Origin of the sequence: Streptomyces sp. S063 (genome assembly GCF_002832675.1) — a bacterium.
Classification (GTDB): Bacteria; Actinomycetota; Actinomycetes; order Streptomycetales; family Streptomycetaceae; genus Streptomyces; species Streptomyces sindenensis.
Genome location: NZ_CP021707.1, coordinates 2990698 through 3015049 on the forward strand (window position 1 = coordinate 2990698; position 24352 = coordinate 3015049).

Here is a 24352-nt window from a genome sequence, read left to right on the forward strand (position 1 = left end):
ACGTATGCGCCCATTAGGTCAGATCATGACCTGATGGTCCGCCATCCTGGGGCCATGTCCGATACCCCGGCACGTCTGCTGAAATTGCTGTCCCTCCTTCAGACCCCGCGTGAGTGGCCGGGCGGCGAACTGGCCGAACGGCTCGACGTCAGCCCGCGCACGATCCGCCGCGATGTCGACCGGCTGCGTGACCTGGGCTATCCGGTCGAGGCCTCGCGCGGCTCGGTCGGCGGTTACCGCCTGGTGGCGGGGGCCGCCATGCCGCCCCTGCTGCTGGACGACGAGGAGGCGGTGGCCATCGCGGTGGGGCTGCGGGCCGGGGCGGGGCACGCGATCGAGGGCGTCGACGAGGCCTCCGTACGGGCGCTGGCGAAGCTGGAACAGGTGCTGCCCTCCCGGCTGCGGCACCGGGTCTCCGTGCTCCAGAACGCCACGGTTCCGCTGACCCGGGGCGACGGCTCCACCATCGACCCGCGGACCCTGACGACGCTGGCATCGGCGGCCACCGGGCGGGAGCGGCTGAGGTTCGCGTACCGCAGCGGCGACGGCACCCGGACGAAGCGGCAGGTGGAGCCGTACCGGCTGGTGAGCACGGGGCAGCGCTGGTACCTGGTGGCGTACGACATCGGCCGGGAGGACTGGCGGACGTTCCGGGTGGACCGGATCGGCGAGCCGTACGCAACGGGGGCCCGCTTCACCCCGAGGCCGCTGCCCGTCGAGGGCGCGGGGAGCGGTGCGGGCGCCGGGGGCGGGAAAACGGGGCACGGGGACGCGGGGAACGGGGACGCGGCGACGTTCCTGGCCCGGTCGATGCGGCGGATGCAGCCGGAGCTGCGGCTCGATGTGCGGTTCGGCGCGCCGGCGGAGTTCGTGACGGCGCGGCTGCCCGCGCACCTCGGGGCACCGGAGCCGGACGGGGAGGGCGGCTGCCGGCTGCGCGCCTCGTGCGCCGATTCCCTGGAGTGGGTGGCGCTGCGGCTGGCGCTGGTGGACTGCGAGTTCTCCGTGCAGGGGCCGCCGCAGTTGGTGGCGTATCTGGAGGACCTGGGCGCCCGGCTGACCCGGGCCGCCGCCGGGGCCGGAACGGAACCGCGACAGGAAGCCGGCCCGGAACGCGGGCCGGTGGCCGACCCGGAGCAGGGCCCGGAACAGGGATGAGCCCCGACGCCGGGGGGGGTGGGCGCCGGGGCTCAGCTCGTGGACCGGTGAAAAACCGGTCGGGTGACCGGAACGACCCGGTCGGTCAGCCGGTGCGAACCGGCTTGATGGGGAGATTACGGGTTAATGGCTCACGCCGCAGCGTCAAAGCCCGTGTCGTGAGCCATTCGCTTCAATTCGAGCAGTGCGTGCTTCTCTATCTGCCGGATCCGCTCCCGTGTGAGGCCGTGCTGCTTGCCCACCTCGGTCAGGGTCCGCTCACGCCCGTCCTCGATGCCGTACCGCATCTTGATGATCGAGGCGGTCCTGTTGTCGAGCTTGCCGATGAGGTCCTCCAGCTCCTCACTGCGGAGCAGGGTCATCACCGACTGCTCGGGCGAGACGGCGGAGGTGTCCTCCAGCAGGTCGCCGAACTGGGTGTCGCCGTCGTCGTCCACGGACATGTTGAGACTGACCGGGTCGCGGGCCCAGTCCAGGACGTTGCCGACGCGCTCGGCGTTGGAGTCGAGCTCGGCGGCGATCTCCGCGTGCTCCGGGTCGCGCCCGTGCTCGCGGTTGAACTCGCGCTGGACCCGGCGGATCCGGCCGAGCTCCTCCACCAGGTGGACGGGGAGCCGGATCGTGCGGGACTGGTCGGCGATGGACCGGGTGATGGCCTGCCGGATCCACCAGGTCGCGTACGTGGAGAACTTGAAGCCCTTGGCGTAGTCGAACTTCTCGACCGCGCGCACCAGGCCGGCGTTGCCCTCCTGGATCAGGTCGAGCAGAGGGAGCCCCGCGCGCGGGTAGCGGCGGGCCACGGCGACGACGAGTCGGAGGTTGGACCGGATGAATATGTCCTTGGCGCGCTCGCCCTCGGCGACCAGCGCCTCCAGCTCCTCACGCTTCGCGTCACCGGCATCGCTCTCCACCTCGCCGTCGAGGATCTGCTGGGCGAAGACGCCCGCCTCGATGGTCTGGGAGAGGTCGACTTCCTTGGCGGCGTCGAGCAACGGTGTGCGGGCGATCTCGTCCAGGTACATGCCGACCAGGTCGCGATCGGCGATCTCCCCGCCCACGGCGCGAACACTGCTTGCCCGGTCGGTCTCACCGGAGCCGGCGGACGTACGACGGGCGACGGCACGGGTTGCCATGCGTGCTCCCTTGCTGAGTAGGTCGCGACACCCTTTCGGGTGCCCTGCATCCGATGGAAACAACGACTGGAATCCGGACAGAATTCCCATGCGGCACATTCATTTTCGTGATCATGCAGTACCCTGTTCGGTTCCGACCGCTGGACACCGCTTGCGGATCCCGTCGGAATCGCAGGTCAGAGCCGGTGCGGAAGGTGTTCCGGCCCCCTTGCCGGCCCCTTCTCAGCCCCTTGTCGGCTCTCCGGCCGGGTACCCGGAATCGGCGCGTCCACCCGAAGCGCCGTACTCCCGCCCGAAACGCCGTGCTCCACCCCGAGAGACGGCCGCGGAGGCGTTCGGGTTGCTCACGGCGCCCGCGACGGACCTGGTCCACCGGCCGGTCCGGCCGGTAACCACGGACCGGCGCGCCGGGCCCGCGGTCCGAGGCCGACCGGGACCGCAGCCGCCGCATCGCCGACTGGACGGCGTACGTCGAGCGGGAGACGGCCGAGAGCCCCTGGCGCGACGCGCTCGTCGAGCGCCGGCCCCGGCTGCCGCCGGGCATCGCGGCGGGTGCCACGCGCACGGGCCCCTCGGCCGGACCGCACCGAGCGTCAGCCGAACTGCACCGACCGCTTCGCCAGTCCCATCCAGAAGCCGTCGATGACGCTCCTGCCCCGGTCCAGCTCGTCCTCGGCCGCGCCCAGCGTCACGAACAGCGGCGCGAAGTGCTCGGTGCGCGGGTGAGCGAGCTTTCCGGCCGGGGACGTGTGCTCGAAGTCGATCAGCGCGTCGATGTCCTGGGCACGCAGCGCGCGGTCGCCCCAGTCGTCGAACTCCGCCGACCAGCCGGGCACCCCGCCGCCCTGGTGTCGCAGGGCGGCCAGGTTGTGGGTGAAGAAGCCGCTGCCGACGATCAGCACGCCCTCGTCGCGCAGCGGCGCGAGCTTGCGCCCGACGTCCATCAGCTTCTGCGGGTCGAGGGTCGGCAGGGAGATCTGGAGTACGGGAATGCCGGCGTCCGGGAACATCTCCACCAGCGGGACGTACGCCCCGTGGTCCAGACCCCGGTCCGGAATGTCCTGGACCGGGGTGCCGGCGCCGCGCAGGAGCTTGCGGACGCTGTCGGCGAGCCGGGGCGCGCCGGGGGCCTCGTACCGCACTTTGTAGTAGTGCTCGGGGAAGCCCCAGAAGTCGTACACCAGCGGCACGGTCTCGGTCGCCCCCAAGGCGAGCGGGGCCTCCTCCCAGTGAGCGGAGACCATCAGGATCGCGCGGGGGCGGGGCAGGTCCGCCGACCAGGCGGCGAGTTGGCCGGGCCAGACGGGGTCGTCGGCCAGGGGCGGTGCGCCGTGCGAGAGGTAGAGGGCGGGCATCCGCTCCGCGGTGGCTGTCATGGCACTCCCCATCCACTGGGCGCCGAATCCCGGGCGGCCGGGCGCCGCGCTGGGCGTCCGGGTCGCCGGATCCGGTCACGAGTTCGTCAGAGCGGTAGTTCCCCGAGGTCATCCGGGGGGATCGTTGTTCAGAGGTCCTGCGGAATTCCGCGGGAGCCCCCTCGGGTCTCCTGCCGGATACCTTCCCCGGAGACCTCCCGGGAAGGTTCCTTGAAACTTCAAGGTCCTACCTGTGGAGACCTTAGCTCTATCTAGTTCAACTTTCAAGAAAAGGTCGTACAGTGGAGTCCATGACCACGGCATCCACCAGCGCACCGCGTTGGCTCTCCGACGAGGAGCAGCGCGTCTGGCGCGCCTATCTGCATGCCACCACGCTGCTGGAGGATCACTTCGACCGCCAGTTGCAGCGCGATGCCGGTATGCCGCACACCTATTACGGGCTGCTCGTTCAGCTCTCACAGGCCCCTCGCCGCCGGATGCGGATGACGGAGCTGGCCAGGAACGCGAAGATCACCCGCTCCCGGCTCTCGCACGCCATCGCCCGGCTGGAGAAGAACGGCTGGGTACGCCGTGAGGACTGCCCGTCCGACAAGCGCGGCCAGAACGCGGTGCTCACCGACGACGGCCTCGACATGCTCCGCCGCTCGGCGCCGGGCCATGTCGAGGCCGTGCGGCAGGCGATGTTCGACCGGCTCACGGACGAGCAGGTGAGAAGCCTCGGGGAGATCATGCGGACGCTCGCCACCGGTCTGGAACCGGAGGGCGCGGACGCGGATCTGCCCTGGCTCCGCTGAGCGGAGCCAGGGCAGATCGGGGGCCGGTCCCCGTCAAGGGCCGGCCGTCGCCGAAGGACGGCCGGTGCCGGTCGTCAGTGGGCGACCACCGGGATCTTGAACTCGGCGTCGGTCTCCTCGGCGCCCTCGCCGGACGCGCTCTCCGTGCCGCCCGTCCCCGTTCCGGGGCGGCCGGTGTTGATGAGGCCGATCGCGATGACGGCCGCGGCGACGAGGATGCCGACCGCCCACCAGATCGCGGCGGCGAAACCGCTGACCATGGCCTGGAGCTCCAGGAGCTTCGGGTCCGTGGCGCGGGCCGCGTGATCGGCGACGTACGCGGTGGTGGCGCTCGCGGCGATGGTGTTCAGCAGAGCGGTGCCGATGGCGCCGCCGACCTGCTGCGAGGTGTTGACCATCGCGGAGGCCACTCCCGCGTCACGCGGCTCGATGCCGTGCGTGGCCAGGGACATCGCCGGCATGAACGCCGTACCCATACCGAGGCCGAGCAGCAGCATGCCGGGCAGGATGACGGCCGCGTAGCTGGTGTTCAGGTCCAGCTGGGTCAGCAGCAGCATGCCGACCGCGGCGACCAGGAAGCCGGGGCCCATCAGCAGACGCGGCGGGACCCGGGTCATCAGCCGGGTGCCGATCTGGGTGGAGCCGGTGATCATGCCCGCGATCATCGGGAGGAACGCGAAACCCGTCTTGACCGGGGAGTAGCCCTTCACGACCTGGAGGTAGTAGGTCAGGAAGAGGAACAGTCCGAACATCGCGATGATGGCGAGGCCCAGCGAGAGGTACACCCCGCCGCGGTTGCGCTCGGTGAGGACGCGCAGCGGCAGCAGCGGCGACTTCACGCGCGCCTCGGTGACCACGAAGGCCAGCAGCAGCACGGCGGCGGCGATGAACATCGAGACGGTCAGGCCGTCCGACCAGCCGGCCGACTCGGCGCGGGTGAAGCCGTAGACCAGGGCGACCAGGCCGAGCGTGGAGAGCACGACGCCGGGGATGTCCAGCGGTGCGCGGTTGCGGGTGCCGGAGGGCTCACGGATCACGAAGTACGCGCCCGCGGCGGCGACGACGGCGAACGGGATGTTGACGAAGAACGTCCAGCGCCAGTTCAGGTACTCGGTGAGGAAGCCGCCGAGGATCAGCCCGACCGCGCCGCCGCCACCGGCGATGGCCCCGTAGATGCCGAAGGCCTTGGCGCGCTCCTTGGCGTCGGTGAACATCACGGCGAGCAACGAGAGAGCGGCCGGGGCGAGCAGGGCGCCGAAGACACCCTGGAGGGCCCGGGAGCCGAACATCATCGCCTCGTTCTGGGCGGCCCCGCCGAGCGCGGAGGCCAGCGCGAAGCCGATCAGGCCGACGACGAAGGTGCGCTTACGGCCCCAGAGGTCGGCGATCCGGCCACCGAAGAGCAGGAGACCGCCGAAGGCGAGGGCGTAGGCGGTGATGACCCACTGTTTGTTGCCGTCGGAGATGCCGAGATCGGCCTGGGCGGAGGGCAGCGCGATGTTCACGATGGTCGCGTCGAGGACGACCATCAGCTGGGCGAGCGCGATGAAGGCGAGGGCTTTCCAGCGACTCGGATCGGGAAGGGCGGTGTCAGCCGTTCGGGACAGGCCGGCCGTTTTTGACATGGGTGTAGCCACCTAAGGACGTGCGAGGGCGCCGAGGCGTCGCGAAATGGGCGTCGGCGGTACGTGCTGTGACGTACGCGCGACGGTTACGTGGGCCCGCCCGCGGGCGACCCCGTGCATGACAGGGACGTACGGGCCGGTGTTCGGGTGGGGCGGGACCGTGAGGCCGGTGGGGTCGGCGGGTCCGGAAGGTTCAGGTCGGTGCGGCCGTCAGGAGCGCCGCAGATCCTCCAAGGTCGCTGCCGATCCGGGCAGTTCGGAGCGGGCCGGGGTCTCCAGGCCGTCAAGGAACAACTGCAGATGACGGTGGGTGAACCGGTCGATGCCCTGGCAGGCGATGCCGGGGAGCGGCCGGGTGAGCTGGGAGAGGGCGACGAGTACGTCACCGACGGCGATGTCGGTGCGCAGCCGCCCCGCGGACTGGGCCCGCGACACGAGCCCCGCGACGGCCTCTTCGAGGCGGTCGCGCTCGGCGAGCAGATCGGGATGGTCCTTGTCGAAGACGCCGGAGATCATCGGGCACAGGGCGCCGATCCGTTCGTCGGCGGCGGCGTGCACGAAGCGGCTGAGCGCGGCGAACGGGTCGGACTCCGCGGCGACGGCCTCCTCGGCCCTCAGCGTGGTGCGGGAGGTGACCGCGAGGACGACCTCGTGGGTGAGGGCGGCGCGGTCGGGGAAGTTGCGGTAGAGCGTGGCGTTGCCGACCCCCGCACGGCGGGCCACGTCGTCCAGCGCCACGTCCGGCCCCAGCTCGACGAACAGCTCGCGCGCGGCCGCGATGATCCGCTCCCGGTTGCGCAGCGCGTCCGCGCGCGGGCGGGCGACGCGGCACGACGGCGCCCGCGCGGCGCCGCTCTTCCCGACGACGGCCTGAGCGGCGTCCTTGGCGACGGTCTTCACTGCGACCCTCCTCCCTTCCCTCTGTGTAGCCGGTCGGACCCCATCCGTAAGCGGGGGCCGCTTCCCCGTTTAGCGGGGACACGTATGCAAACGGGGAGAGCTTCCCCGCTTATTTCCCACCTCATATGTGACCTGCGTCACATGATCCCGGCAGGAAACCCACCGATCGGCGCACTCAGCGAGCGGCCCCGGACCACCCGGCACAGGCTGATCGCCAGAGCGCAGTCAGGGGTCGGCCGACTGCCGCGGACCCCGAAGGCGCCTCTATGCAGCAGCCCCGCCACCGGATACGCAGACACCGCCGCCCGGTCGCCCTGGCCGGAGCGACCGCCCTGGTCATAGCGGCCATGGCCTCGGCCAGCACCACGCTTCCCTCTGCCGGCCGTGCCTCGGCGGGCCCGGCGGCCGCCGCCCAGGACTCCGCGCTCGCCCCGTGCCGGATCGCCGCGGCCATGGGCGTACAGATGTCCGAGGGCCTGCCGACCCCGCCCGGCTACGCCCGGTCGACCGGTGAGATCAGGGCGCTCAACCTGATGATCGACTTCCCGGACGCGGAGGGGACGGAACCCGCGACGGACCGGTTCGCGGAGTTCTTCCCGCAGACCTCCGAATGGTTCAGGACCAGCTCCTACGGCCGGCTCGTCTACCGGCCCGAGGCCCCCGTCAAGGACTGGCTGCGGATGCCGATGGCGTTCACGGAGTACGGAATAGAGCGCGGCTCACCGTTCGAGCCGGGCTACCGCCAGCTGGTGAAGGACATCGTCGCGGCCGCCGACCCCCGGGTCGACTTCTCGGAGTACGACCTGGTCAACATCCTGGTCAGCCCGAACGCCGGCCCCTCCGCGCTGGACACCGTGCTCTCAGTGACCTTCTCCGGCAACGACGAGGCCCCGGAGGCGGACGGGGTGCCGCTCGCCAACACCTCGTTCGTCTACAGCCGCCAGGACGACGGTTCGGGGTCGTACGCCGAGACCGGCTACCGCGTCCTGCCGCACGAGAACGGCCATGTCTTCGGGCTGCCCGACCTCTACACGATGGAGGGCGGCGGCTCGGTCGGGCACTGGGACATCATGTCCGAGGACTGGGGCGCCAACAACGACTTCCTGGCCTGGCACAAGTGGAAGCTCGGCTGGCTCGACAACGAGCAGATCAGCTGTGCGTCGCAGCCCGGCGTCAGCGAGCACACGCTCGGCCCGCTGGCCACCGAGGGCGGCACCAAGCTCGCCTTCGTCCCGCTGAGCGCCCAGTCCGGCTATGCAGTGGAGGTCCGCACGGCGGCCGGCAACGACGAGGCGGTCTGCCGACCCGGGGTGCTGATCTACAAGGTCAGCTCCGACGTGGACACCGGCCAGGGCCCGGTCTCCGTCGCCGACGCCACCAAGGACAGCGGCGGCTGCACGCGCCGCCCCAACGTGCACGCGGAACTGTCCGACGCCCCCTTCCGGCCCGGCCAGACCTTCACGGACCGGGCCAACGGCGTACGGATATCCGTGCTGGACGAGGACGACGACGGCAACTACCGGGTGCGGGTCACGCGCCCGTGACGGGCCCGGCCGCCTCCGCCAGGGCACGGATCCGTTGCTTGACGAGCTTCCCGGTGGCGTTGCGCGGGAGCGGCTCGTCGGTGAACAGCACCCGGGCGGGCACCTTGAACGCGGCCAGCCTCCCGCCGACGTGGTCCCGCAGCGCCCCGGCGGTGACCGTCGCCCCGGCGCGCAGCCGGACGACGGCCGCCACCTCCTCCCCCAGCACCGGATGCGGGAGGCCGAGGACCGCGGCGTCGGACACGTCGGGGTGGTCGTGCAGGACGCCCTCGACCTCGACGCAGTACACGTTCTCGCCGCCCCGGATCACCACGTCCTTGAGCCGGTCGACCACGGAGACCTGCCCCTCGCGGCGTACGGCGAGGTCCCCCGTACGGAACCAGCCGCCGTCGGCGAAGGCGTCCTCGGTCGCCGCCGGGTCGCGCCAGTAGCCGCGGAACAGCGACTGGCCGCGCAGCCACAGCTCGCCCGTCTCGCCGTCGGGCAGTTCCTCGCCCGACGGCCCGGCGATCCGGACCTCGGTGACGGGGGTCGGGCGGCCCGCGCCGGCGGGGTCGGCGCGGTAGTCGTCCCCGAAGTGCGCGAGGACGCCGCCGCTGGTCTCGGTGAGGCCGTAGCCGTTGCGGGGCTCGACGCGCTTGCCGTACCGGGCGGTGAGGCGGGCCACCAGGGCGGGCGGGGGCGCGGCTCCCCCGGTGCTGAACAGGGTGAGGCTCGCCAGCCCGTCCCCCGTGCGCTCGGCGGCGTCCAGCAACTGGAGGGCGGTCGTGGGCACCCCCGCGAAGTGCGTGACGCCATGGGCGCGGATGAGCCGGAGGGCCTCGTCCGCGTCCCACTTGTCCATGAGGACGAGAGTGCCTCCGGCCGCCATCACCCCGTAGAAGCTGGTGAACGCGGCGACGTGGAAGAACGGGAACGTCATCAGGGAGACCGGGGCGGGCCCCAACCCCGGAACGGCCCCCCGCCCCAGCGCGGAGGCGGCCGCCTGGTAGCGGGGATTGAGCGCGGCCCCGGCCTGGGCGAGATGGGTGGCCACCGCGCCCTTGGGACGGCCGGTGGTGCCGGAGGTGTAGAGGATCGTGGCGTCGTCCTCGGGCCGGGGCTCGACGTCGGGCGGCGCGGCCAGCGGATCGGGGGCGGGGAACTCGTCGTACCGGTCGAGGCGCAGCGCCTGCGCCACCGACGCTACGGCGTGTTCGACGTGCTCACCGTGTTCGGCGTGCTCACCGTGTTCGGCGTGCTCGCCGTGCTCGCCGTGCTCGCCGTGCTCGCCGTGGAAGAGGATGACGTACGCCCCGGTCCGCCGGGCCCAGCCCGCCACCCGGCCCAGCCGCGCCCCGTCCACGAGGAGCACGCCGGGCTCGCAGTCGTCGAGGGCGTGGACCAACTCGCCCTCGGTCCACCAGGCGTTGAGCGGTACGGCGACGAGACCGGCCAACTGGGCGGCCCAGAAGGCGATCTGCCACTCGGGGTGATTCCGCATCGCGATCACGGCCCGGTCGCCGGAGCGCAGCCCGTACCGCTCCCGCAGGCGTACGGCAAGGGCGGAGGCGGCGGCGAAGAACTCCCCGTAGGAATACGTCCGTTCACCCGCGATCAGGAACGGCGTGTCCCCGTAGGCCCAGGTGGTCTCGACGAACTCCCGCAGCGTACGCGGCGCGTCGGCGTACTCCGGCGTCCCCCGCTCACCGAGGACCACGGCGAAGGGCGCGCCGGGCGCGGTGAGGGAGTCCTCGATATGCGCGGCGCGCCGGGCGCGTTCCGCTCGGGCTGCGGCGTCCTCGGCCGGGAGCGGGGACGGGTGGGTGTGCTGCGGCACGGACGGCCTCTCTCGCGCTGACGCTGGGTGCTGTCCGAGACGCTATACGCAGGTCGCTGAGCGGAAGCGGGAAAGCTGTCCCTCCACACGGCAGGGAGCCGCCGACGGGTCCGGCCCGGCCCTGACGGAGGACGCAGCCAGGGATTTCCCGCACATATCGGTCTCCTATGAGATAGGCCACTTTCGGGTGGCATAGGCAGGGGCGGCCACCTCGGCCTACAGTCCTTTTCGTTTGCGGAGTATTCGGCTCCGTTTCGTCCGGCCCACCCCTCCGCTCCGTACACGACCTGTACGCGCACGCGGAGACCGGGCCGATTCCCCGACTCACAAGGAACCGGGAACATCTGCATGGGCACGTTGGAAACCTGGGTCGTCGACCTCAACGACATCTTCTGGACATATCTGCTGATTCCGCTGGTCGCCGTCGCCGGCGTCTGGTTCACGCTGCGCTCCAAGGGCGTGCAGATCCGCCTGATCCCGGAAATGTTCCGCGTCTTCAGGGACAAGCCGCAGTCCGGCGTCAGCCCCTTTGGTGCCTTCACCATCTCCGCCGCCGCGCGGATCGGCACCGGCAACATCGCCGGTGTGGCCACCGCGATCACCATGGGCGGCCCCGGAGCCGTCTTCTGGATGTGGATGATGGCCCTGATCGGCGGTGCCTCGGCGTTCGTCGAGTCGGTCCTGGCCCAGCTGTACAAGGTGCGCGACACGGAGCCCGGTACGTACCGAGGCGGCCCGGCCTACTACATGCAGAAGGCGCTCGGAATGCGCTGGCTCGGCGTGATCTTCGCCGTTCTGATCACGCTGACGTTCGGGTTCGTGCTGACCGCGGTGCAGTCCAACACGATCACGGTGGCCACGAAGGGGTCCTTCGGCTCGGACGCCTCCTGGTTCAATCCCGTCCTCGGCGTCGCGCTCGCCGCGCTGCTCGCGCTCGCGGTGTTCTTCGGCGTGAAGCGCCTGACGGCCGTCACCAAGGTCATCATCCCGGCAATGGCCGCGCTCTACCTGCTCGTCGGCCTGGTCATCGTGCTCCTCAACCTCGGCAACGTGCCCGGCATGCTCGGCGACATCATCGGCGGCGCCTTCGGCTTCCGCGAGGTCGCGGGCGGTGCCGTGGGTACGGCCATCCTGCAGGGCGTGCGGCGCGGCATGTTCTCCAACGAGGCGGGCATGGGCTCCGCCCCGAACGCCGCCGCGGCCGCGGAGACCACGCACCCGGTCAAGCAGGGCCTGGTCCAGACCCTGGGCGTCTACTTCGACACCTTGGTCATCTGCACCATGACCGCCTTCGTGATCCTCTCCGCCAACCCGACCCTCGGTGAGCGCGGCGGCGCGGACGTCACACAGGCCGCCTTCACCAGCGCGCTCGGCGACTGGGCCGGTCATCTGCTGACTCTGGTGGTCTTCATGGTCGCCTTCAGTTCCATGATCGGTAACTACTACTACGGCGAGTCCAACATTCAGTTCATCACCCGCAGCAAGAGCGTGATGAGCACGTACCGCGCGATGGTCGTCGCCTGCGCCGTCCTCGGCGCGATCGGCTCCGTCCCGCTGGTCTGGAGCCTCGCGGACGTCACCATGGGCGCGATGGTCCTGGTCAACCTGATCGCGATCATCCCCCTCGGCGCGGTCGCTTTCCGCCTCCTCGACGACTACCTGGCCCAGCGCCGCCAGGGCCTCGACCCGGTCTTCCGCAAGGACCGGGTTCCGGGCCTGCGCGGCGAGGTGGAGTGCTGGGGCGCATCGGACGTGGACGCCACACCGCAGGAGCGGACGCCGGTCGGCTCGCGCTGACGCGCCACCGCGCGACCGTACGCATCGACGGGCGGCACCCCGGGAGGGGTGCCGCCCTCGGGCTTTTCGAGGTCGGGCCCGAATCCCAGGAACCGTGGCGAAGGGCGGCGCGAAGGTATTGCGGCGCACATCGGCAACGGGGGCGACCTCCGCGAAGCGGCAACGGGGGCGACCTCCGCGATCCCCATCCGCTACGCTGTCAGCGGTCAGTCGACCTCAAGTGCGCCTGCCCGGGAAAGCGTCCTTCCGGATCCCTACCGCGGCACCGCCACAGGCTGGCATGACCAGGGCGTTTACCTCGCCCCGCCTGGCATTCCCCACTGGGGTCTCCGGCAGGGTTCGGCAAGCCCCCGCCTTCGTAGCTCAGGGGATAGAGCACCGCTCTCCTAAAGCGGGTGTCGCAGGTTCGAATCCTGCCGGGGGCACAACGCATTACCGCTCTGACCTGGGGGTTCACTCCCCGGGCGGGGCGCTTTCCCGGCCTCGGACTTCTCGTCCGGGGCCGCTTTCGTGGGTGGACGGGGAGCCGACGCCCCACTCCGTCCCCACGGACCGGGGCCGACCGCCCCGGTCCCTACGTGACGATCTCCTCGATCACCTGCGCCGCGATCCGTGCCATCACCGGGTTCGTCTCCCGGTAGTGGGCCAGCTCCAGCAGGGCGATGGAGAGCGCCCAGCCCCTCCCCCGCGCCCAGGTGGCGTCGTCGGCCGCGACCGCCGTGCGGAACGTCTCCCGGGCCCCGGCCGTCAGCAGGTACCAGGCCGCGATCAGGTCGACGGCCGGGTCGGCCAGGCCCGTGCAGCCGAAGTCGATGACCGCGGCGAGGCGGCCGTCCGCGACCAGGACGTTGCCCGGCTGGAGGTCCCCGTGCACCCAGACGGGGGCGGCGGTGAAAGGCGGGGCGGAGAGGGCCTCGTTCCAGGCGGCGGCGACGACCTCCGCGTCCACGATTCCGGCCAGGGACGCCAGCGCCTCGCGGGTCGTCGCGTCGCGGGAGGCCAGCGGCTCGCTGCGGTACGCGGGCGGGGCCTGGGCCGGGTCGACCCGGCGGAGCGCCAGCACGCACTCCGCCAGATCCGCCGCCAGGAGGTCGGAGGACGAAGAGCCGTCGCCGGGGGCCGGGTTCGCGCCGTCCAGCCAGGTGCAGACCGACCAGGGCCGGGGGAACGCCTCGTCCGGGACTCCTTGGGCGAGCGGGAGCGGCACGGGGAACGGCAGCCGCTCGGCCAGTCGCGGCAGCCAGCGGTGCTCCGTCGCCACATCCGCCGCACTGCCCTCGGTACGGGGCAGCCGTACGGCCTTGTCGGCGCCCAGACGGTAGATCGCGTTCGCCGTCCCGCTCGCGTCGACCGCCTCCACCGGCAGGTCCGCCCAGTGCGGGAACTGGGCGGCGATCAGGCCACGTACGAGCGACGGTTCAATGATCATGCTGCGATCGAACCAGGTGGTCCCGGGGCCGCACAACGTTCCGGCCCGGGCTCTGCCCCGGCGCCTCCTCGCCGTGGGCGCCTCCTCGGACCGCCTCGTCCGAAAATCGGTGCGGCGTCGCGTGTCCGTACGAGAGGATCTGCGGCCATGACCTATCCATCGCGCACCCTCGTGCTACCACCCCAACTCACCGCCTCAGCAAGGAGGTTACGCACCACAGCGCTGCGTCGCGGGCTGCGGGTCGTGGAGGCGGCGGCCTCCGCCGTACCCGAGGGGCCGGGAAGACCGGAGTGGGCGGCGGGCACCGGGGGCGAGGCGCACTCCCTGCATCTGCACGCGGGGCCCTCCTTCGCCGATGTCGTCGCTCCCGCCCTCGGGGTCGCCCTCCTGGAGGCTCCCACCGACTGGCTCGCCCGGCTCCCTCGCGCGCTCACGCAACGGGAGATCCGGGCGATGCCCATCGGCGAGGCGTACCGGCTGCGCCGTCCCGCCTTCGTCAAGTCGCCCAACGACAAGGGCATTCCGGCGCTCGTGTACGCGGACGGGTCCCGGCTGCCCGGACCGGATGCCGTGGACCCGGCCACCGCGGTGCTGGTGAGCGACGTGATGACCTTCGCCGTCGAGTACCGGCTGTTCCTCCTCGACGGGGCCGTCCACACGGCCTCGCAGTACGCCGAGGCCGGCCGGCTGCGGCTCGGGCCGCCGAGCGGAGCCGCGCTCGCCTTCGGGCGCGAGGTACTCGCGGCCGCCGGGGACACCCTGCCCTCGGCGATCGTCGTCGACATCGGGCGGGACACCGAGGGCCGATGGGCCGTGATCGAGGCCAACGCGGCCTGGGCCAGCGGGTGTTACGAAGCCGACCCGGGACGCGCCCTCGACACCGTCCTGCGCGCCGCCGGACCCGCCACGGACCTGTTGCCGCACGACCGTGCCTTCGTACGGTAGGCCCGGGGGTGGGTGGCCCGGCGGAGCCGGTGGTTCGACGGGGCCGGTGGGGCCGTGGGCCCACGTCCGCGCGGCCGCGCCGTAGTGGGCTCAGTGGCAGGACGCCCTCATCTGCGCCGCCGCGTGATGCGCGCCGACCCGCCGTGCGTCGCCCCAGTCCCGGCCCCGGTCGATGAGCTGGACCGCGAAGACGTCCCCCTTGACCGGATAGCTGCGCACCGGGACCCCGCTCCCCCGGTGTTCCGTCTGGAGCACGGCGAAACCCGTGTACGCGGAGTCCGCGTCGTCCGGGTCCGAGAGCACCCGGTAGACGGTCGGCTCCCCCGCCGCGTCGCGGGGGCGGCCGCTGTCGGGGACGAAGACGGTCAGCGCGCACTCGCTGAAGCCCCGGCCCAGGTGCCAGGACCAGGTGGCGGTGGAGCCCCGGTCCTCCGTCGGGCTGCCCGACATCGGGATCGCGCTGAACCGGCCGTCGCACCCGTCACCGTCGAAGCCGCCGTTCTCGACCGTGTACCAGCCGGCGTCCCCGCTCTCGAAACGGCCGCGCTCCCGGTACGTCCCCTTCGCACAGCCGGGGCCCGCCCACTGTGTGAAGCGGGCGCCGTCCGCCGGGGGCTCCGAAGAGGGGGCCGGGGTGCCCGGGGCCTCCGTACCCGTGCCCGGGCCGGGCACGATCCTCGTGGGGGCCGCGCCGCCGATCCGGTCGGGGACCGCGCCCGCCCGCCCCGCCGCGTCCGTACGGCTGCCGCCACCGGCCGGGACCAGCAGCGAGGCGACGGTGACCAGGCCTCCGGCCGCCACCACGACGCCCGCCGCGAGCAGGGCCTTGCGTCGGCGCGGCAGGGTGGAGAGGCGGCCCGCCAGCGTCTCGCGCGCGACCCATGATCCGTCAGCCCCCGCCGTGCGGGACGCCCCGGCCCCGCAGCCGGGGCAGACCATTCCGGGCAGCGGCCCCCGGCGTCCGCCGCCGCAGTACTGGCACCTCGTGGCGTTCATGGCAGCACACCTTGCCAGTGCGCCGCCCGCAGAGGGAGATCCCGCACCTGATGGCCCGTACACGGGACGGGCACGAACGGATGGCCGAGGACCGGTCAGCTCAGCTCTTCCGGGCAGGGCGTGCCCGGCTGGAGCTGGTACGGGGCCGCCAGCCGGTACGTACCCGGCCGCGGCGCGAGCAGTTCGGTCCACTCGTCGCCGTACGGGCCCTCCTCGACCTTGTTCAGACAGCCGTGGATGTTGAGATACGTCTTCGGCGCGGTGTCGTCCAGCCGCGACCGCTCCTTCGACTCCTCGGTCTCCAGCGGGCGCTCCACGCTCTTGCCGTCCTCGTCGACGAGCGCGAGCCAGCGCGTGTACGGGATCCGGATCAGCACCCGGCCGGCCGACTTCACCGTGATCGTCAGCTCGTCCGCGCCCGCCCGCTCCACCGTCGCCGGCGGGTCGGCCAGCGGCACCGGGTCCAGCACCCGGAAGAGCTTCCAGTTCGCGTCGCCCCAGATCTGGCGCAGGTACGGCTGCCCCTGCTCGACCAGTTCCGCCTCCTGGACCGCCCCGTTGTCCGGCCGGTCCTTGGGCAGCACCACGTAGTGCACGGCCCAGCGGTCCAGCCACTCCCGGTAGTTCACCGGGTCGAGCGTGTCGTCGTAGAAGAGCGGGTTGCGCTTCATGTCCGCCTGGCGGTTCCAGCCGCGCGCCAGGTTGACGTACGGGGCGAGCGCCGACGATTCGCGGTGACTGCTCGCGGGCACCACCTCGACCCGGCCGCGCTCCGCCCCCACCTGCTGGAGCTGGTTGATCAGCGGGGCCAGTTCGCGGTTCCAGGACGCGGCGGGCGCGGTCCGGACGATGTCGTCGACGCCCTTGAAGCCGATCCAGAAGTTGAGGCCCACGAAGGCCAGGACCAGGGCGTACCAGCGGCGGCTGCGCGGCACGGTGTACGGCAGGGCGGCGAGCAGCGCCACCCCGGCGAACAGCATCGCCATGCGCGTGATGTTCGACCCGATCTGCGAGTCGATGACGTACGTGAGGAGCGTCCCGAGTCCGTAGACGGCGGCGGCCGTGCGGACCGTGCTCCAGTCGCGGGGGACGAGGAAGAAGACCAGCACCGCGAAGACGAAGGGCAGCGACAGCGTCCCGAGCGACATCGGCTGCGTACCCGAGAAGGGGAACAGCCAAGCGGAGAGCCCCACCACGGCGACCGGGGCGAGGCCGATGGCGTACGCCCCCGGGCGTCGTTTGTGCAGGAACAGCGCCGCCGCGACGACGCCCAGGAAGAGTCCGGCGACCGGGCTGGACGCGGTCGCCAGCCCGGCGAGCGGGGCGGCGACGGCGGCCTTGGCCCACCGCTTGTACCGCCAGCGGTAGGGCCAGCAGAACACCGCGGCCACCGAGCCGACCGCGAACATCATGCCGAGCCCGAACGTCACCCGGCCCGACAGCGCGTTGCACAGGAACGCGAAGACCCCGGCGAGCGAGCAGGCCAGCGGATTGCGGACGGCCGGGACCCGCACCAGGATCAGCGCGGTCAGCCCGGAGGAGACCGTGCCGACGATCATCATCGTCGTACGGACGCCGAGCAGCGACATCAGGTAGGGCGAGACCACGCTGTACGAGACGGGGTGCATGCCCCCGTACCAGGCCAGGTTGTACGCGGTGCCGGGGTGCCGGCCGACGAACTCGGCCCAGGCGTCCTGCGCGGCGATGTCCCCGCCGGTGTTGGCGAAGAAGAAGAACCAGAGGAGGTGGAGCACGGCCGCGGCCGCCGTCGCGATGGTGACGGGGTGGCGCAGCAGCCGGCGGGCCCGGGCGCGCGGGGTTTCGGCGGCCTCGGTGGATCCCTCGCGCCCGCCCGTGCTCTCGCCCGCGCCCTCGTCCGCGCTCCCGTTCTCCGACGACGCGGCGCCCTCGGCGGGAGGCTCCGGCACGCGGGGCGACGGCACGCGGACGTGCAGGGCGTCGCCCCCGGCACCGGTGGTCCCGTCCGCCTCACGGCCGGGCTTCGGCTCCGCGGTGGTCACTACGGCTCTCCCCGTCCTCCGGCGGCCCCGTACCCGCGTACCTCGTGGTTACGTCCTCAAGGACGCGTCCCGGCATCCCTGAGTTGTCCGGGGACGCTAACACGTACCTCGGGCACGCTTCCCTGTCATAAGCGGCCACCGGAGCAGCGGGGCGGGACCCGCACCCACCGCTCCGGTGGCCCGGCTCTCAGCCGATCCTGGTCAGCTTGTCGCCGAAGGCCGCCTCGGGCAGATCGTTCTGCAGCACCACCGGCGCCGTGACCTTGCCGGTGCCGGTGCCCACGGTCACCGAGCCGACCTCGGTCCCGGCCTTCGCGGCGTGGTCGATGCCCTTGCCGTTGTCCGTGACCTCGAGCTCGACCTTCAGGCCGGACCAGCCGACCGCCTTCAGGTTCTTGGTGGCGATCACCGGGGCCTGTCCGCCGAACCCGTTGTCCACGTACCCGACGACGTCGCCCTTCTTCACGACGGTCGCCGAGGTGGCGGCCTCCTGCGCGTCCTTGATCAGCTTCAGGCTGTTCTGGAGCGACAGCTCCAGGCTGTCGTAGACCCGGCCGGTCCCCGCCTGCTGGCCCATCACCGCTCCGTAGATCCACAGCATCTTGCCGTCGACCTTGGTGTTAGCGGACCAGAGCAGGTTGCCGCCCGCCGGGGTGGAGGAGCCGGTCTTGATGCCGCTCACGCCCGGCTGGAGCAGGAGATTGTTGTTGTTGTAGATCTTGCCGTCTATGCCCTCGATCTCGACCTCGGGCATGTCCACGATCTCCCGGAAGACGTCGTTGCGCATCACGGCCTGCGCCAGCTTCAGCTGGTCGGTGGCCGTGGAGACGGTGGTCTTCTCCAGCCCGCTCGGGTCCGTGTACGTCGACCCGGTCATCCCGAGCTCCTCGGCCGCGTCGTTCATCTTCTCGATGAACTTGTCCTCGGAACCGGCGTCCCAGCGGGCGAGCAGCCGCGCCGCGTTGTTCCCCGAGGGGATCATCAGCAGCTGGAGCAGCTGGCGCTGGGTGAGCTCCTGCCCCTCGGTCAGCGGGGCCGTCGACTCGTCGGGCCGCTTGGACTCGTCCTCCGCCTTCTGGTCGACGGTGATCTTCTCGCCCTCCTCGTCACCCTTGAGGGGGTGCCCCTGAAGGATCACGTAGGCGGTCATGACCTTCGCGACGCTGGCGATCGGGGCCGGCTTCTGCGCACCCTCGGAACCGAGCGACCCGACGCCGTCGACCATCACGGCCGACTGCCCCTGCCCCGGCCAGGACAGCTCCGTCTCCCCGCCCTCGAAGGTGTACGTCGGCTTCGCCGTGAGCTCCAGCGAGGGCTCCGGGAGCGGGCGCATCACCTGCACGATCGCAAAGACGATCAGCAGGAGGAGTACCAGCGGGGTCCAGATCTTGACCCGTCGTACGGCGGTCCGGACCGGGGTCTCCGGCGGAGGCGGGGTGTTCGTCAGCTCGGCGAGCAGGTCGAGCGGCGGCTTCGGCGGCAGCGGCTGCTGCCGGGTCCGCTCGGCAGCCGCCCAGGACGGGGCGGCGGCCGGGCTTGCCTCCGGGGTGCGCGCGGGCGCCTCGGGTCCGGCCGCGGACTCCGGCTCCGGCTCCGGCTTGCGGGGCGCGGGTCCGGTCCGTACGTCGTCGGAGCGCAGGGGCACGAAGGTGCTCGTGCGCTCGGCGTCGGTCTCGGGTCCGGCCCCGGTGCCGGTGCCGCCCTTGGGCTTGTCGTCGCGGGGCGGGAGCTTCAGCGCGGTCGTCGCCTGGTCGACCCGGTCGGCCGGCTTGACCGCCTTGAAGATGGCGGTGGGCTGATCGATTCCTCGCAGGTCGGAGGCGCCGTCGGCGGCCGGCTCGGAGGCGGAGTCAGAGTCGGAGCGGGAGTCGGAATCCGTTTCGGGCTCGGCTTCGGTCTCGGCGTCGGGCGTCTTGTCCGGCTCGGTGTCGGCCTTCGGCTCGGTGTCGGCCTTCGGCTCGGCGTCGGCCTTCGGCTTCTCGGCCGTCTTCGGCTTCTCCGCGGCCTTCGGCTCGGGCTTCGACTCGTCGTCCTGCTCAGCCTTCGCCTCCGGCTCGGGTTCCGGCTTCGGCTTCGGCTCCGTCTTCGCGGCGGACCCGGGCTCGGCGGCCTTCGCCTCCTCGGCTTCCTCCGCCTTCGGCTCGTCCTCGGCGGCGGCATCGACCCAGGCGGCCACGGCAGCACGCAGCCGGCCGTCCCCTTCCCCGGTCTCCGGCTTCCCGGCCTCCGGCTCGTCCGCCGATCCCTCGGCGGGAGTCTCCGCGTCCGTCTCCGCATCCGCCGCGTCCGCCGCGGACGCCTCCACGTCCGCGTCCGCGTCTGTGCGGCCTTCCGCGACCCCCGCGCCCTCGGAACTCCCCGCAGGCGCGTCAGCGTCTCCAGGGGCCGCAGAGGCCGTTACAGGCGCTCTCTCGGCGTCGCCCTCGGGCTCGGACTCCCGCCGGGCAGCGTCCTCCGGCAGCCGGGGACGGAACACCGCGGTCGCCGTGTCGGACATGGCTCCCGCGTCCGCACCCCTGCCCGTACGGGCGTCCGCATCCGTACCGGCGTCCGCGTCCGTGTCCGCGCCGGGGTCACGGAACACGGCGAAGCGCGGGTCGCGTTCCTCCGCAGCCGTCCCCGACGACTTCCGCTGCTCCGTTTTGTCGGGGGACTCGCCCGCCACCGATGCCTCCTCATGCGCTGCGGGGCCACCCCGCGCTGTCCGAACCATCTACCAGTGTCCTGTGTGAACCCCTGGCCGAGCTGCTAGACGAGAACGACATACCTACTGGTTCCCATACAAAGCGACCAGGCGCTCTCGACAGATGAATGTGAGAGGGGTCACCCTGTCAGACATCCACGCGGGGAGGCATGGATGGGCAGGAGCCGCAGAACAATCCCGGAGGAGCTTCTGTTGCTCGCTCTGGACCCGACCACGGGTACCACAGCGCAGCCGCAGTCGCTCGACCTCGGCCTGGCCGGGGCACAGCTAGTGGAGCTGGCTCTGGCAGGACGGATAGCCCCTGACGGGGATCGTATCGCCGTGGTGATGCCACGGCCGACAGGAGATCCGACTCTGGACTCCGCACTGGAGCTGCTGCGCCGTCGTGGCAGCCCGGTCCGGGCGGTCCACTGGATCGGCGGGCCCCGGCTGGGGCTGCGTCAGATCTATCTCGCTCATCTGGAGCGGTGCGGCATGGTGCATGCCGTGGCGGGCCAGATGTGCGGGGTGCTGCCGACGACTCGCTACCAGGCGACGGAGACGGCGATCAGCCGGGACATCAGGAACCGGCTGGACAGTGCGATCCGCACCGGCGTACCGCCGGACCCGCGGACCGCGGCGCTCGCCGCGCTGGCCCACGCGGTCGGACTCGGCAAGCACCTGTACCCCGGGAACGAGGGGCGCTCGTCGCGCTCCCGGCTCCGGGACCTGATCAGGCACGACCCGATGGGCGGACTCGTGGCGCACGCCGTGATGGACGTCCAGAACGGAGTGGCGGTCCAGCCACGCCGCTCGCAGCAGGCAGCGGGCGTTCCGTTGCAGCCGCAAGCACAGGCCCGGCGCGGGAGCATGGCGCACACCGCCGCGAGCTGAAAACCGCACACCGCCGTACCGTCGTCAGTCGTCACCGACCCGGTCCGGGAGCCGCACCACGCACGGGGCAGCCGGTAGTCACCATCACCGGCTGCCCCGTGCGCTTGTGCGCCACCCCGCGCGCCGATGCGCACGCCCCCCGGCTCCGCGTGTAGCCATTTCCCAGCGCGGCCGGGGCAAGGGGTGGCAATCTGCTGAGCAGTAGATACGCACAGCTACATAGCCGGAGGTGCCGTTTCCGTGCCGTCCAACGTCAATCCCACTGTCAGGCGACGCAGGTTGGGCCAGGAATTGCGCCGCCTGCGCGAACTCAAAGGCATGACGGCCGAGGAAGTGGCGGAGCGGCTGCTGGTCTCGCAGTCGAAGATCAGCCGCCTGGAAAACGGCCGCCGTTCCATCAGCCAGCGCGATGTGCGCGATCTCTGCGGGGTGTACGAGGTCGAGGACCACCGCATCGTCGACTCGCTCATGCAGATGGCGAAGGACTCGCGCCAGCAGGGCTGGTGGCACGCCTTCGGCGACATCCCGTACAGCGTCTACATCGGCCTGGAGACCGACGCGGAGTCGCTGCGGGTGTACGAACCGCAGATGGTTCCGGGGCTGCTCCAGACCCGGGCGTACGCCGAGGCGCTGATCAGCGGCGCGCTGCCCGAGGCCCCGCCGTCGGACATCGAGAAGCGGGTCAACGTGAGGTCGCGACGGCAGGACCGGGTCAACGCGCCGGAGAATCCGCTGCGGCTGTGGGCCGTGATCGACGAGTCGGCGCTGCGCCGGGTGGTCGGCGACAAGCAGGTGATGATCGACCAGCTGGAACACCTCGTCGAGCAGTCGCATCTGCCGCATGTCACCGTGCAGGTCCTGCCGTTCGAGATGGGCGCGCACCCGGGCGTCAACGGCCAGTACGCGATCCTGGAGTTCCCGGACGCCGCGGACTCCAGCGTCGTCTACATCGAGGGCGTCACGAGCGATCTCTACCTGGAGAAGGCGAACGACGTGCAGCGCTACAGCGTGATGTACGAGCACCTGCGGGCGCAGGCGCTGAACGTGGAGCAGACCCGGGAGTTCATCAGCAAGATCGCCAAGTCGTACACCAGCTGAATCCGGACAGTGGGGTGAGCGGCGGCGGGATGGTACACCGCCGCCCAGTCACAACAGAAGATCTACCGGGGAAAGACCATCCGGTCGAGTGAACGGCCATCTCATGGACGGGGCTTGGCGAGTAGCGTCGATCACGCCAATCGGAATCAGGTTGGTGCGACTCCCCCAACTCTCTGAACCGGAGTGAACATGGCAATTCTTCAGGGTGCTACGGACCAGTGGACGAAGTCGTCGTACTCCGGCGGCAACGGCGCGTGCGTCGAGGTCAAGTCCCCGGTCGCTCTGTCCATCGCCGTACGTGACTCGAAGGCTCCCGAGGGCCCCTCGCTCACCTTTGTCCCCGGTGCGTGGAACGCGTTCGTGCGCGATGTCGCCACGGGCTCGATCAACGCCTGACCAGCCGGCAGCGTTCCCGTACCACCGCACCACCCCGCACCACCTGATGGAGCCCTCTCGACCGGTTCGCCGTCCTGGCCGAGGGGGCTCGGCATGTATCCGGTGTCACCGCAGCCGGTCGACGTAACGGTCCGTCCCCGGCACGGTCGGGACGAACGGGGCGACCAGCTCGGCCCTCCCGAGGCCGGCCTCCGCGACCGCCGCGTCCCGGCCGGTGAAGCGCTCCGCCCAGCAGCTCCGCGGATCCTCCTGGAGGAACCACAGCAACGTCAGCCGGGTGTCGACCCCCTCGACCTGCTTCACATACGTCATCCGGTCACCGGGCAGCGGCGTCGGCCGGAAGACCGTGGCCATCGCCGCGGGCGACCCCTTCAGCCGCTCCGGGAGTTCCCCTCCCGTCGCCCCGGCCGCACGGGACCCGCATCCCGCGTCTGAGGGATGCCGCTGAACGGCCCCTCAGCCGCGCGGGTAGCGGGCCAGCCAGCCCGGGGCGACGGCAGCCGGGCTGTGCAGGGCGGGGCCCTGGGTCATCTCCATCGCGAAGTCGTCGGCCAGTTCGAGGAGGGTGGCCCGCCCCTCCAGCTCCGCGAGCCAGGCCGGCGGCAGCGCGGTTTCCCCGTGCAGGGCACCCAGCAGCGCCCCGCAGACCGACCCGGTGGCGCGGGAGGGCCCGCTGTGGTTCACCGCGAGCCGCAGCCCGTGCCGGATGTCCTCGCTCACCAGCGCGCAGTACACCGCGACCGCGAGGACCTCTTCGGCGGCGTCGGTCGCTCCCAGCGCCTCGATCAGCGCCGGCCCCGGAATGCCCTGGCGCACGGAGCCCAGCGCCTGGCGCAGGGCCTCGGTCACCGGCTCGTGGCCGGGGCGTTCGGCGAGCAGGGCCAGCGCGTTCTGGACGGCGCCGTCCAGGCTCTCGCCGCGCGCGAGACCGTGCACCAGAACGGCGAAGGCTCCGGCGGACAGCTGGGCGGCGGGATGGCCGTGGGACTGGGCCGCGCACTCGACGGCCAGTTGGAGCACGAGCCCCGGCTCCCAGCCGACGAGGAGCCCGAAGGGCGCGGACCGGGTGAGCGCGCCCGCGTCCCGGGCGGTGGGGTTCTTCGGCCGGTCGAGGGTGCCCATGACGGTGTCCCCGAAGCCGGCCAGGCATTCCCGGGCGGGATCGCGGCGGGCGTAGAGCCACTCCTCGGCGGCCAGCCAGCCGTTGTCCTCGCGCCGTTCGTCGGGCCCCCAGTCGTGCTGGGTGGCGGCCCAGCGCAGATGGGCCCGGTGCACATCGGTGGGCGGGTGCCAGGCGCCGGTGTCGCGGCGGACCTGGGCGCGGATCAGGCCGTCGACGGTGAACAGGGTGAGCTGAGTGAGGGCGGTGACGGCACCGCGTCTGCCGTGCGCGGGGACGTAGTCGACGACCCCTTCGACCCCGTGGGCGGCGCGGATCTCCTCCAGCACGAGCCCGCTGACCCCGGCCCCGAGCGCGTCCCCGACGGCCCCGCCGAGCAGGGCCCCGCGGACCCGGCTGCGGAAGTCCTGCTGCTCGGCCCGGCCCCAGACCGCCGCGGTCCCTGTGCTCACCCCGCCCCCTCCCGTCGCCGCTCCCGGCACCACGTGCTCGCCTGCGCGCGGGCCCCTGCGGGCGACCGCGCAAGCACTGTAATCGAACGGGAACGGGCGGTAGAGGGGGCGACCGGGGTACGGGCGGGTATGTCGACGGACGTCCCGCAGGTCGCTTTTGACCGGTGAGGGG

18 protein-coding genes, 1 tRNA gene and 1 pseudogene are annotated in these 24352 nt (G+C 71.8%); 9 read left to right on the forward strand and 11 right to left on the reverse strand.

The window, feature by feature from the left end:
• Window positions 1-54: 54 nt before the first annotated feature.
• Window positions 55-1158 (forward strand): helix-turn-helix transcriptional regulator, encoded by a 1104-nt coding sequence (locus tag CCZ36_RS13515; RefSeq protein WP_069737148.1) that lies wholly within the window; start codon window positions 55-57, stop codon window positions 1156-1158.
• Between the two features lie 131 nt (window positions 1159-1289).
• On the opposite strand, the gene CCZ36_RS13520 is transcribed toward CCZ36_RS13515, so the two are convergent.
• Window positions 1290-2291 (reverse strand): sigma-70 family RNA polymerase sigma factor, encoded by a 1002-nt coding sequence (locus CCZ36_RS13520; protein ID WP_069737147.1) that lies wholly within the window; start codon window positions 2289-2291, stop codon window positions 1290-1292.
• Between the two features lie 593 nt (window positions 2292-2884).
• A complete protein-coding gene (locus CCZ36_RS13525; protein ID WP_069742149.1) occupies window positions 2885-3667 on the reverse strand; it encodes a dioxygenase family protein in 783 nt (260 codons plus the stop codon).
• 281 nt (window positions 3668-3948) lie between these two features.
• Here CCZ36_RS13525 and CCZ36_RS13530 point away from each other — a divergent pair, with 281 nt between their 5' ends.
• Window positions 3949-4461, forward strand: coding sequence for a MarR family winged helix-turn-helix transcriptional regulator (locus CCZ36_RS13530; RefSeq protein ID WP_069737145.1), 513 nt, complete (start codon window positions 3949-3951; stop codon window positions 4459-4461).
• Between the two features lie 74 nt (window positions 4462-4535).
• Here the strand turns inward: CCZ36_RS13530 and CCZ36_RS13535 are convergent, their stop codons facing one another.
• Window positions 4536-6086: an MFS transporter gene (locus CCZ36_RS13535; protein ID WP_176734575.1), complete on the reverse strand. Its 1551-nt coding sequence runs from the start codon at window positions 6084-6086 to the stop codon at window positions 4536-4538.
• Window positions 6087-6296: 210 nt separating this feature from the next.
• Window positions 6297-6986 (reverse strand): TetR/AcrR family transcriptional regulator, encoded by a 690-nt coding sequence (locus CCZ36_RS13540; RefSeq protein ID WP_069737144.1) that lies wholly within the window; start codon window positions 6984-6986, stop codon window positions 6297-6299.
• 266 nt (window positions 6987-7252) lie between these two features.
• Between CCZ36_RS13540 and CCZ36_RS13545 the strand changes: the two genes are divergently transcribed.
• Window positions 7253-8530 (forward strand): M6 family metalloprotease domain-containing protein, encoded by a 1278-nt coding sequence (locus tag CCZ36_RS13545; protein WP_069737143.1) that lies wholly within the window; start codon window positions 7253-7255, stop codon window positions 8528-8530.
• Here the strand turns inward: CCZ36_RS13545 and CCZ36_RS13550 are convergent.
• On the reverse strand, window positions 8517-10349 hold the full coding sequence (locus tag CCZ36_RS13550) for a class I adenylate-forming enzyme family protein (RefSeq protein ID WP_128817741.1): 1833 nt from the start codon (window positions 10347-10349) through the stop codon (window positions 8517-8519). The genes CCZ36_RS13545 and CCZ36_RS13550 overlap by 14 nt on opposite strands.
• A gap of 348 nt (window positions 10350-10697) precedes the next feature.
• Between CCZ36_RS13550 and CCZ36_RS13555 the strand changes: the two genes are divergently transcribed.
• Window positions 10698-12146 (forward strand): alanine/glycine:cation symporter family protein, encoded by a 1449-nt coding sequence (locus CCZ36_RS13555; RefSeq protein WP_069737142.1) that lies wholly within the window; start codon window positions 10698-10700, stop codon window positions 12144-12146.
• Window positions 12147-12498: 352 nt separating this feature from the next.
• A tRNA-Arg gene (locus CCZ36_RS13560) sits at window positions 12499-12571 on the forward strand.
• Window positions 12572-12720: 149 nt separating this feature from the next.
• On the opposite strand, the gene CCZ36_RS13565 is transcribed toward CCZ36_RS13560, so the two are convergent.
• On the reverse strand, window positions 12721-13575 hold the full coding sequence (locus CCZ36_RS13565) for an aminoglycoside phosphotransferase family protein (protein WP_128817742.1): 855 nt from the start codon (window positions 13573-13575) through the stop codon (window positions 12721-12723).
• Window positions 13576-13818: 243 nt separating this feature from the next.
• Here CCZ36_RS13565 and CCZ36_RS13570 point away from each other — a divergent pair, with 243 nt between their 5' ends.
• Window positions 13819-14520 (forward strand): ATP-grasp domain-containing protein, encoded by a 702-nt coding sequence (locus tag CCZ36_RS13570; RefSeq protein WP_128817743.1) that lies wholly within the window; start codon window positions 13819-13821, stop codon window positions 14518-14520.
• Window positions 14521-14610: 90 nt separating this feature from the next.
• Here CCZ36_RS13570 and CCZ36_RS13575 read toward each other — a convergent pair whose 3' ends face one another.
• The 3 genes from CCZ36_RS13575 to CCZ36_RS13585 all read right to left on the reverse strand — a co-directional run bounded on the left by CCZ36_RS13575 (window position 14611) and on the right by CCZ36_RS13585 (window position 20202).
• Complete coding sequence (locus CCZ36_RS13575; protein WP_128819476.1) at window positions 14611-15459, reverse strand: adhesin; 849 nt, start codon at window positions 15457-15459, stop codon at window positions 14611-14613.
• Window positions 15460-15611: 152 nt separating this feature from the next.
• Window positions 15612-17537, reverse strand: a complete 1926-nt coding sequence (locus tag CCZ36_RS13580) for an MFS transporter (RefSeq protein ID WP_128817744.1) — start codon at window positions 17535-17537, stop codon at window positions 15612-15614.
• 187 nt (window positions 17538-17724) lie between these two features.
• Window positions 17725-20202 (reverse strand): serine hydrolase, encoded by a 2478-nt coding sequence (locus tag CCZ36_RS13585; protein WP_128817745.1) that lies wholly within the window; start codon window positions 20200-20202, stop codon window positions 17725-17727.
• Window positions 20203-20394: 192 nt separating this feature from the next.
• Between CCZ36_RS13585 and CCZ36_RS13590 the strand changes: the two genes are divergently transcribed.
• The 3 genes from CCZ36_RS13590 (at window position 20395) to CCZ36_RS13600 (ending at window position 22608) form a co-directional block, all read left to right on the forward strand.
• Window positions 20395-21114 carry a GOLPH3/VPS74 family protein gene (locus CCZ36_RS13590; RefSeq protein WP_006125323.1) on the forward strand — a complete coding sequence of 240 codons (720 nt, stop codon included), beginning with the start codon at window positions 20395-20397 and terminating at the stop codon, window positions 21112-21114.
• Window positions 21115-21354: 240 nt separating this feature from the next.
• On the forward strand, window positions 21355-22212 hold the full coding sequence (locus CCZ36_RS13595) for a helix-turn-helix domain-containing protein (protein WP_030803670.1): 858 nt from the start codon (window positions 21355-21357) through the stop codon (window positions 22210-22212).
• 189 nt (window positions 22213-22401) lie between these two features.
• On the forward strand, window positions 22402-22608 hold the full coding sequence (locus CCZ36_RS13600) for a DUF397 domain-containing protein (protein WP_006125325.1): 207 nt from the start codon (window positions 22402-22404) through the stop codon (window positions 22606-22608).
• Between the two features lie 105 nt (window positions 22609-22713).
• Here CCZ36_RS13600 and CCZ36_RS13605 read toward each other — a convergent pair.
• A pseudogene (locus CCZ36_RS13605) lies at window positions 22714-22995 on the reverse strand (hypothetical protein); the annotation flags it as partial.
• A 69-nt stretch (window positions 22996-23064) separates the two neighbouring features.
• Window positions 23065-24180: an ADP-ribosylglycohydrolase family protein gene (locus tag CCZ36_RS13610; protein ID WP_128817746.1), complete on the reverse strand. Its 1116-nt coding sequence runs from the start codon at window positions 24178-24180 to the stop codon at window positions 23065-23067.
• Window positions 24181-24352: the final 172 nt, after the last annotated feature.

What these genes read in the sequence shown, in the direction of transcription:
- CCZ36_RS13515 (WP_069737148.1), top strand. Translation starts at nt 55, where the DNA reads ATGTCCGATACCCCGGCACGTCTGCTGAAATTGCTGTCCCTCCTTCAG.
- CCZ36_RS13520 (WP_069737147.1), bottom strand. Translation starts at nt 2,291, where the DNA reads ATGGCAACCCGTGCCGTCGCCCGTCGTACGTCCGCCGGCTCCGGTGAG.
- CCZ36_RS13525 (WP_069742149.1), bottom strand. Translation starts at nt 3,667, where the DNA reads ATGACAGCCACCGCGGAGCGGATGCCCGCCCTCTACCTCTCGCACGGC.
- CCZ36_RS13535 (WP_176734575.1), bottom strand. Translation starts at nt 6,086, where the DNA reads ATGTCAAAAACGGCCGGCCTGTCCCGAACGGCTGACACCGCCCTTCCC.
- CCZ36_RS13545 (WP_069737143.1), top strand. Translation starts at nt 7,253, where the DNA reads ATGCAGCAGCCCCGCCACCGGATACGCAGACACCGCCGCCCGGTCGCC.
- CCZ36_RS13555 (WP_069737142.1), top strand. Translation starts at nt 10,698, where the DNA reads ATGGGCACGTTGGAAACCTGGGTCGTCGACCTCAACGACATCTTCTGG.
- CCZ36_RS13565 (WP_128817742.1), bottom strand. Translation starts at nt 13,575, where the DNA reads ATGATCATTGAACCGTCGCTCGTACGTGGCCTGATCGCCGCCCAGTTC.
- CCZ36_RS13575 (WP_128819476.1), bottom strand. Translation starts at nt 15,459, where the DNA reads ATGGTCTGCCCCGGCTGCGGGGCCGGGGCGTCCCGCACGGCGGGGGCT.
- CCZ36_RS13590 (WP_006125323.1), top strand. Translation starts at nt 20,395, where the DNA reads ATGGGCAGGAGCCGCAGAACAATCCCGGAGGAGCTTCTGTTGCTCGCT.
- CCZ36_RS13600 (WP_006125325.1), top strand. Translation starts at nt 22,402, where the DNA reads ATGGCAATTCTTCAGGGTGCTACGGACCAGTGGACGAAGTCGTCGTAC.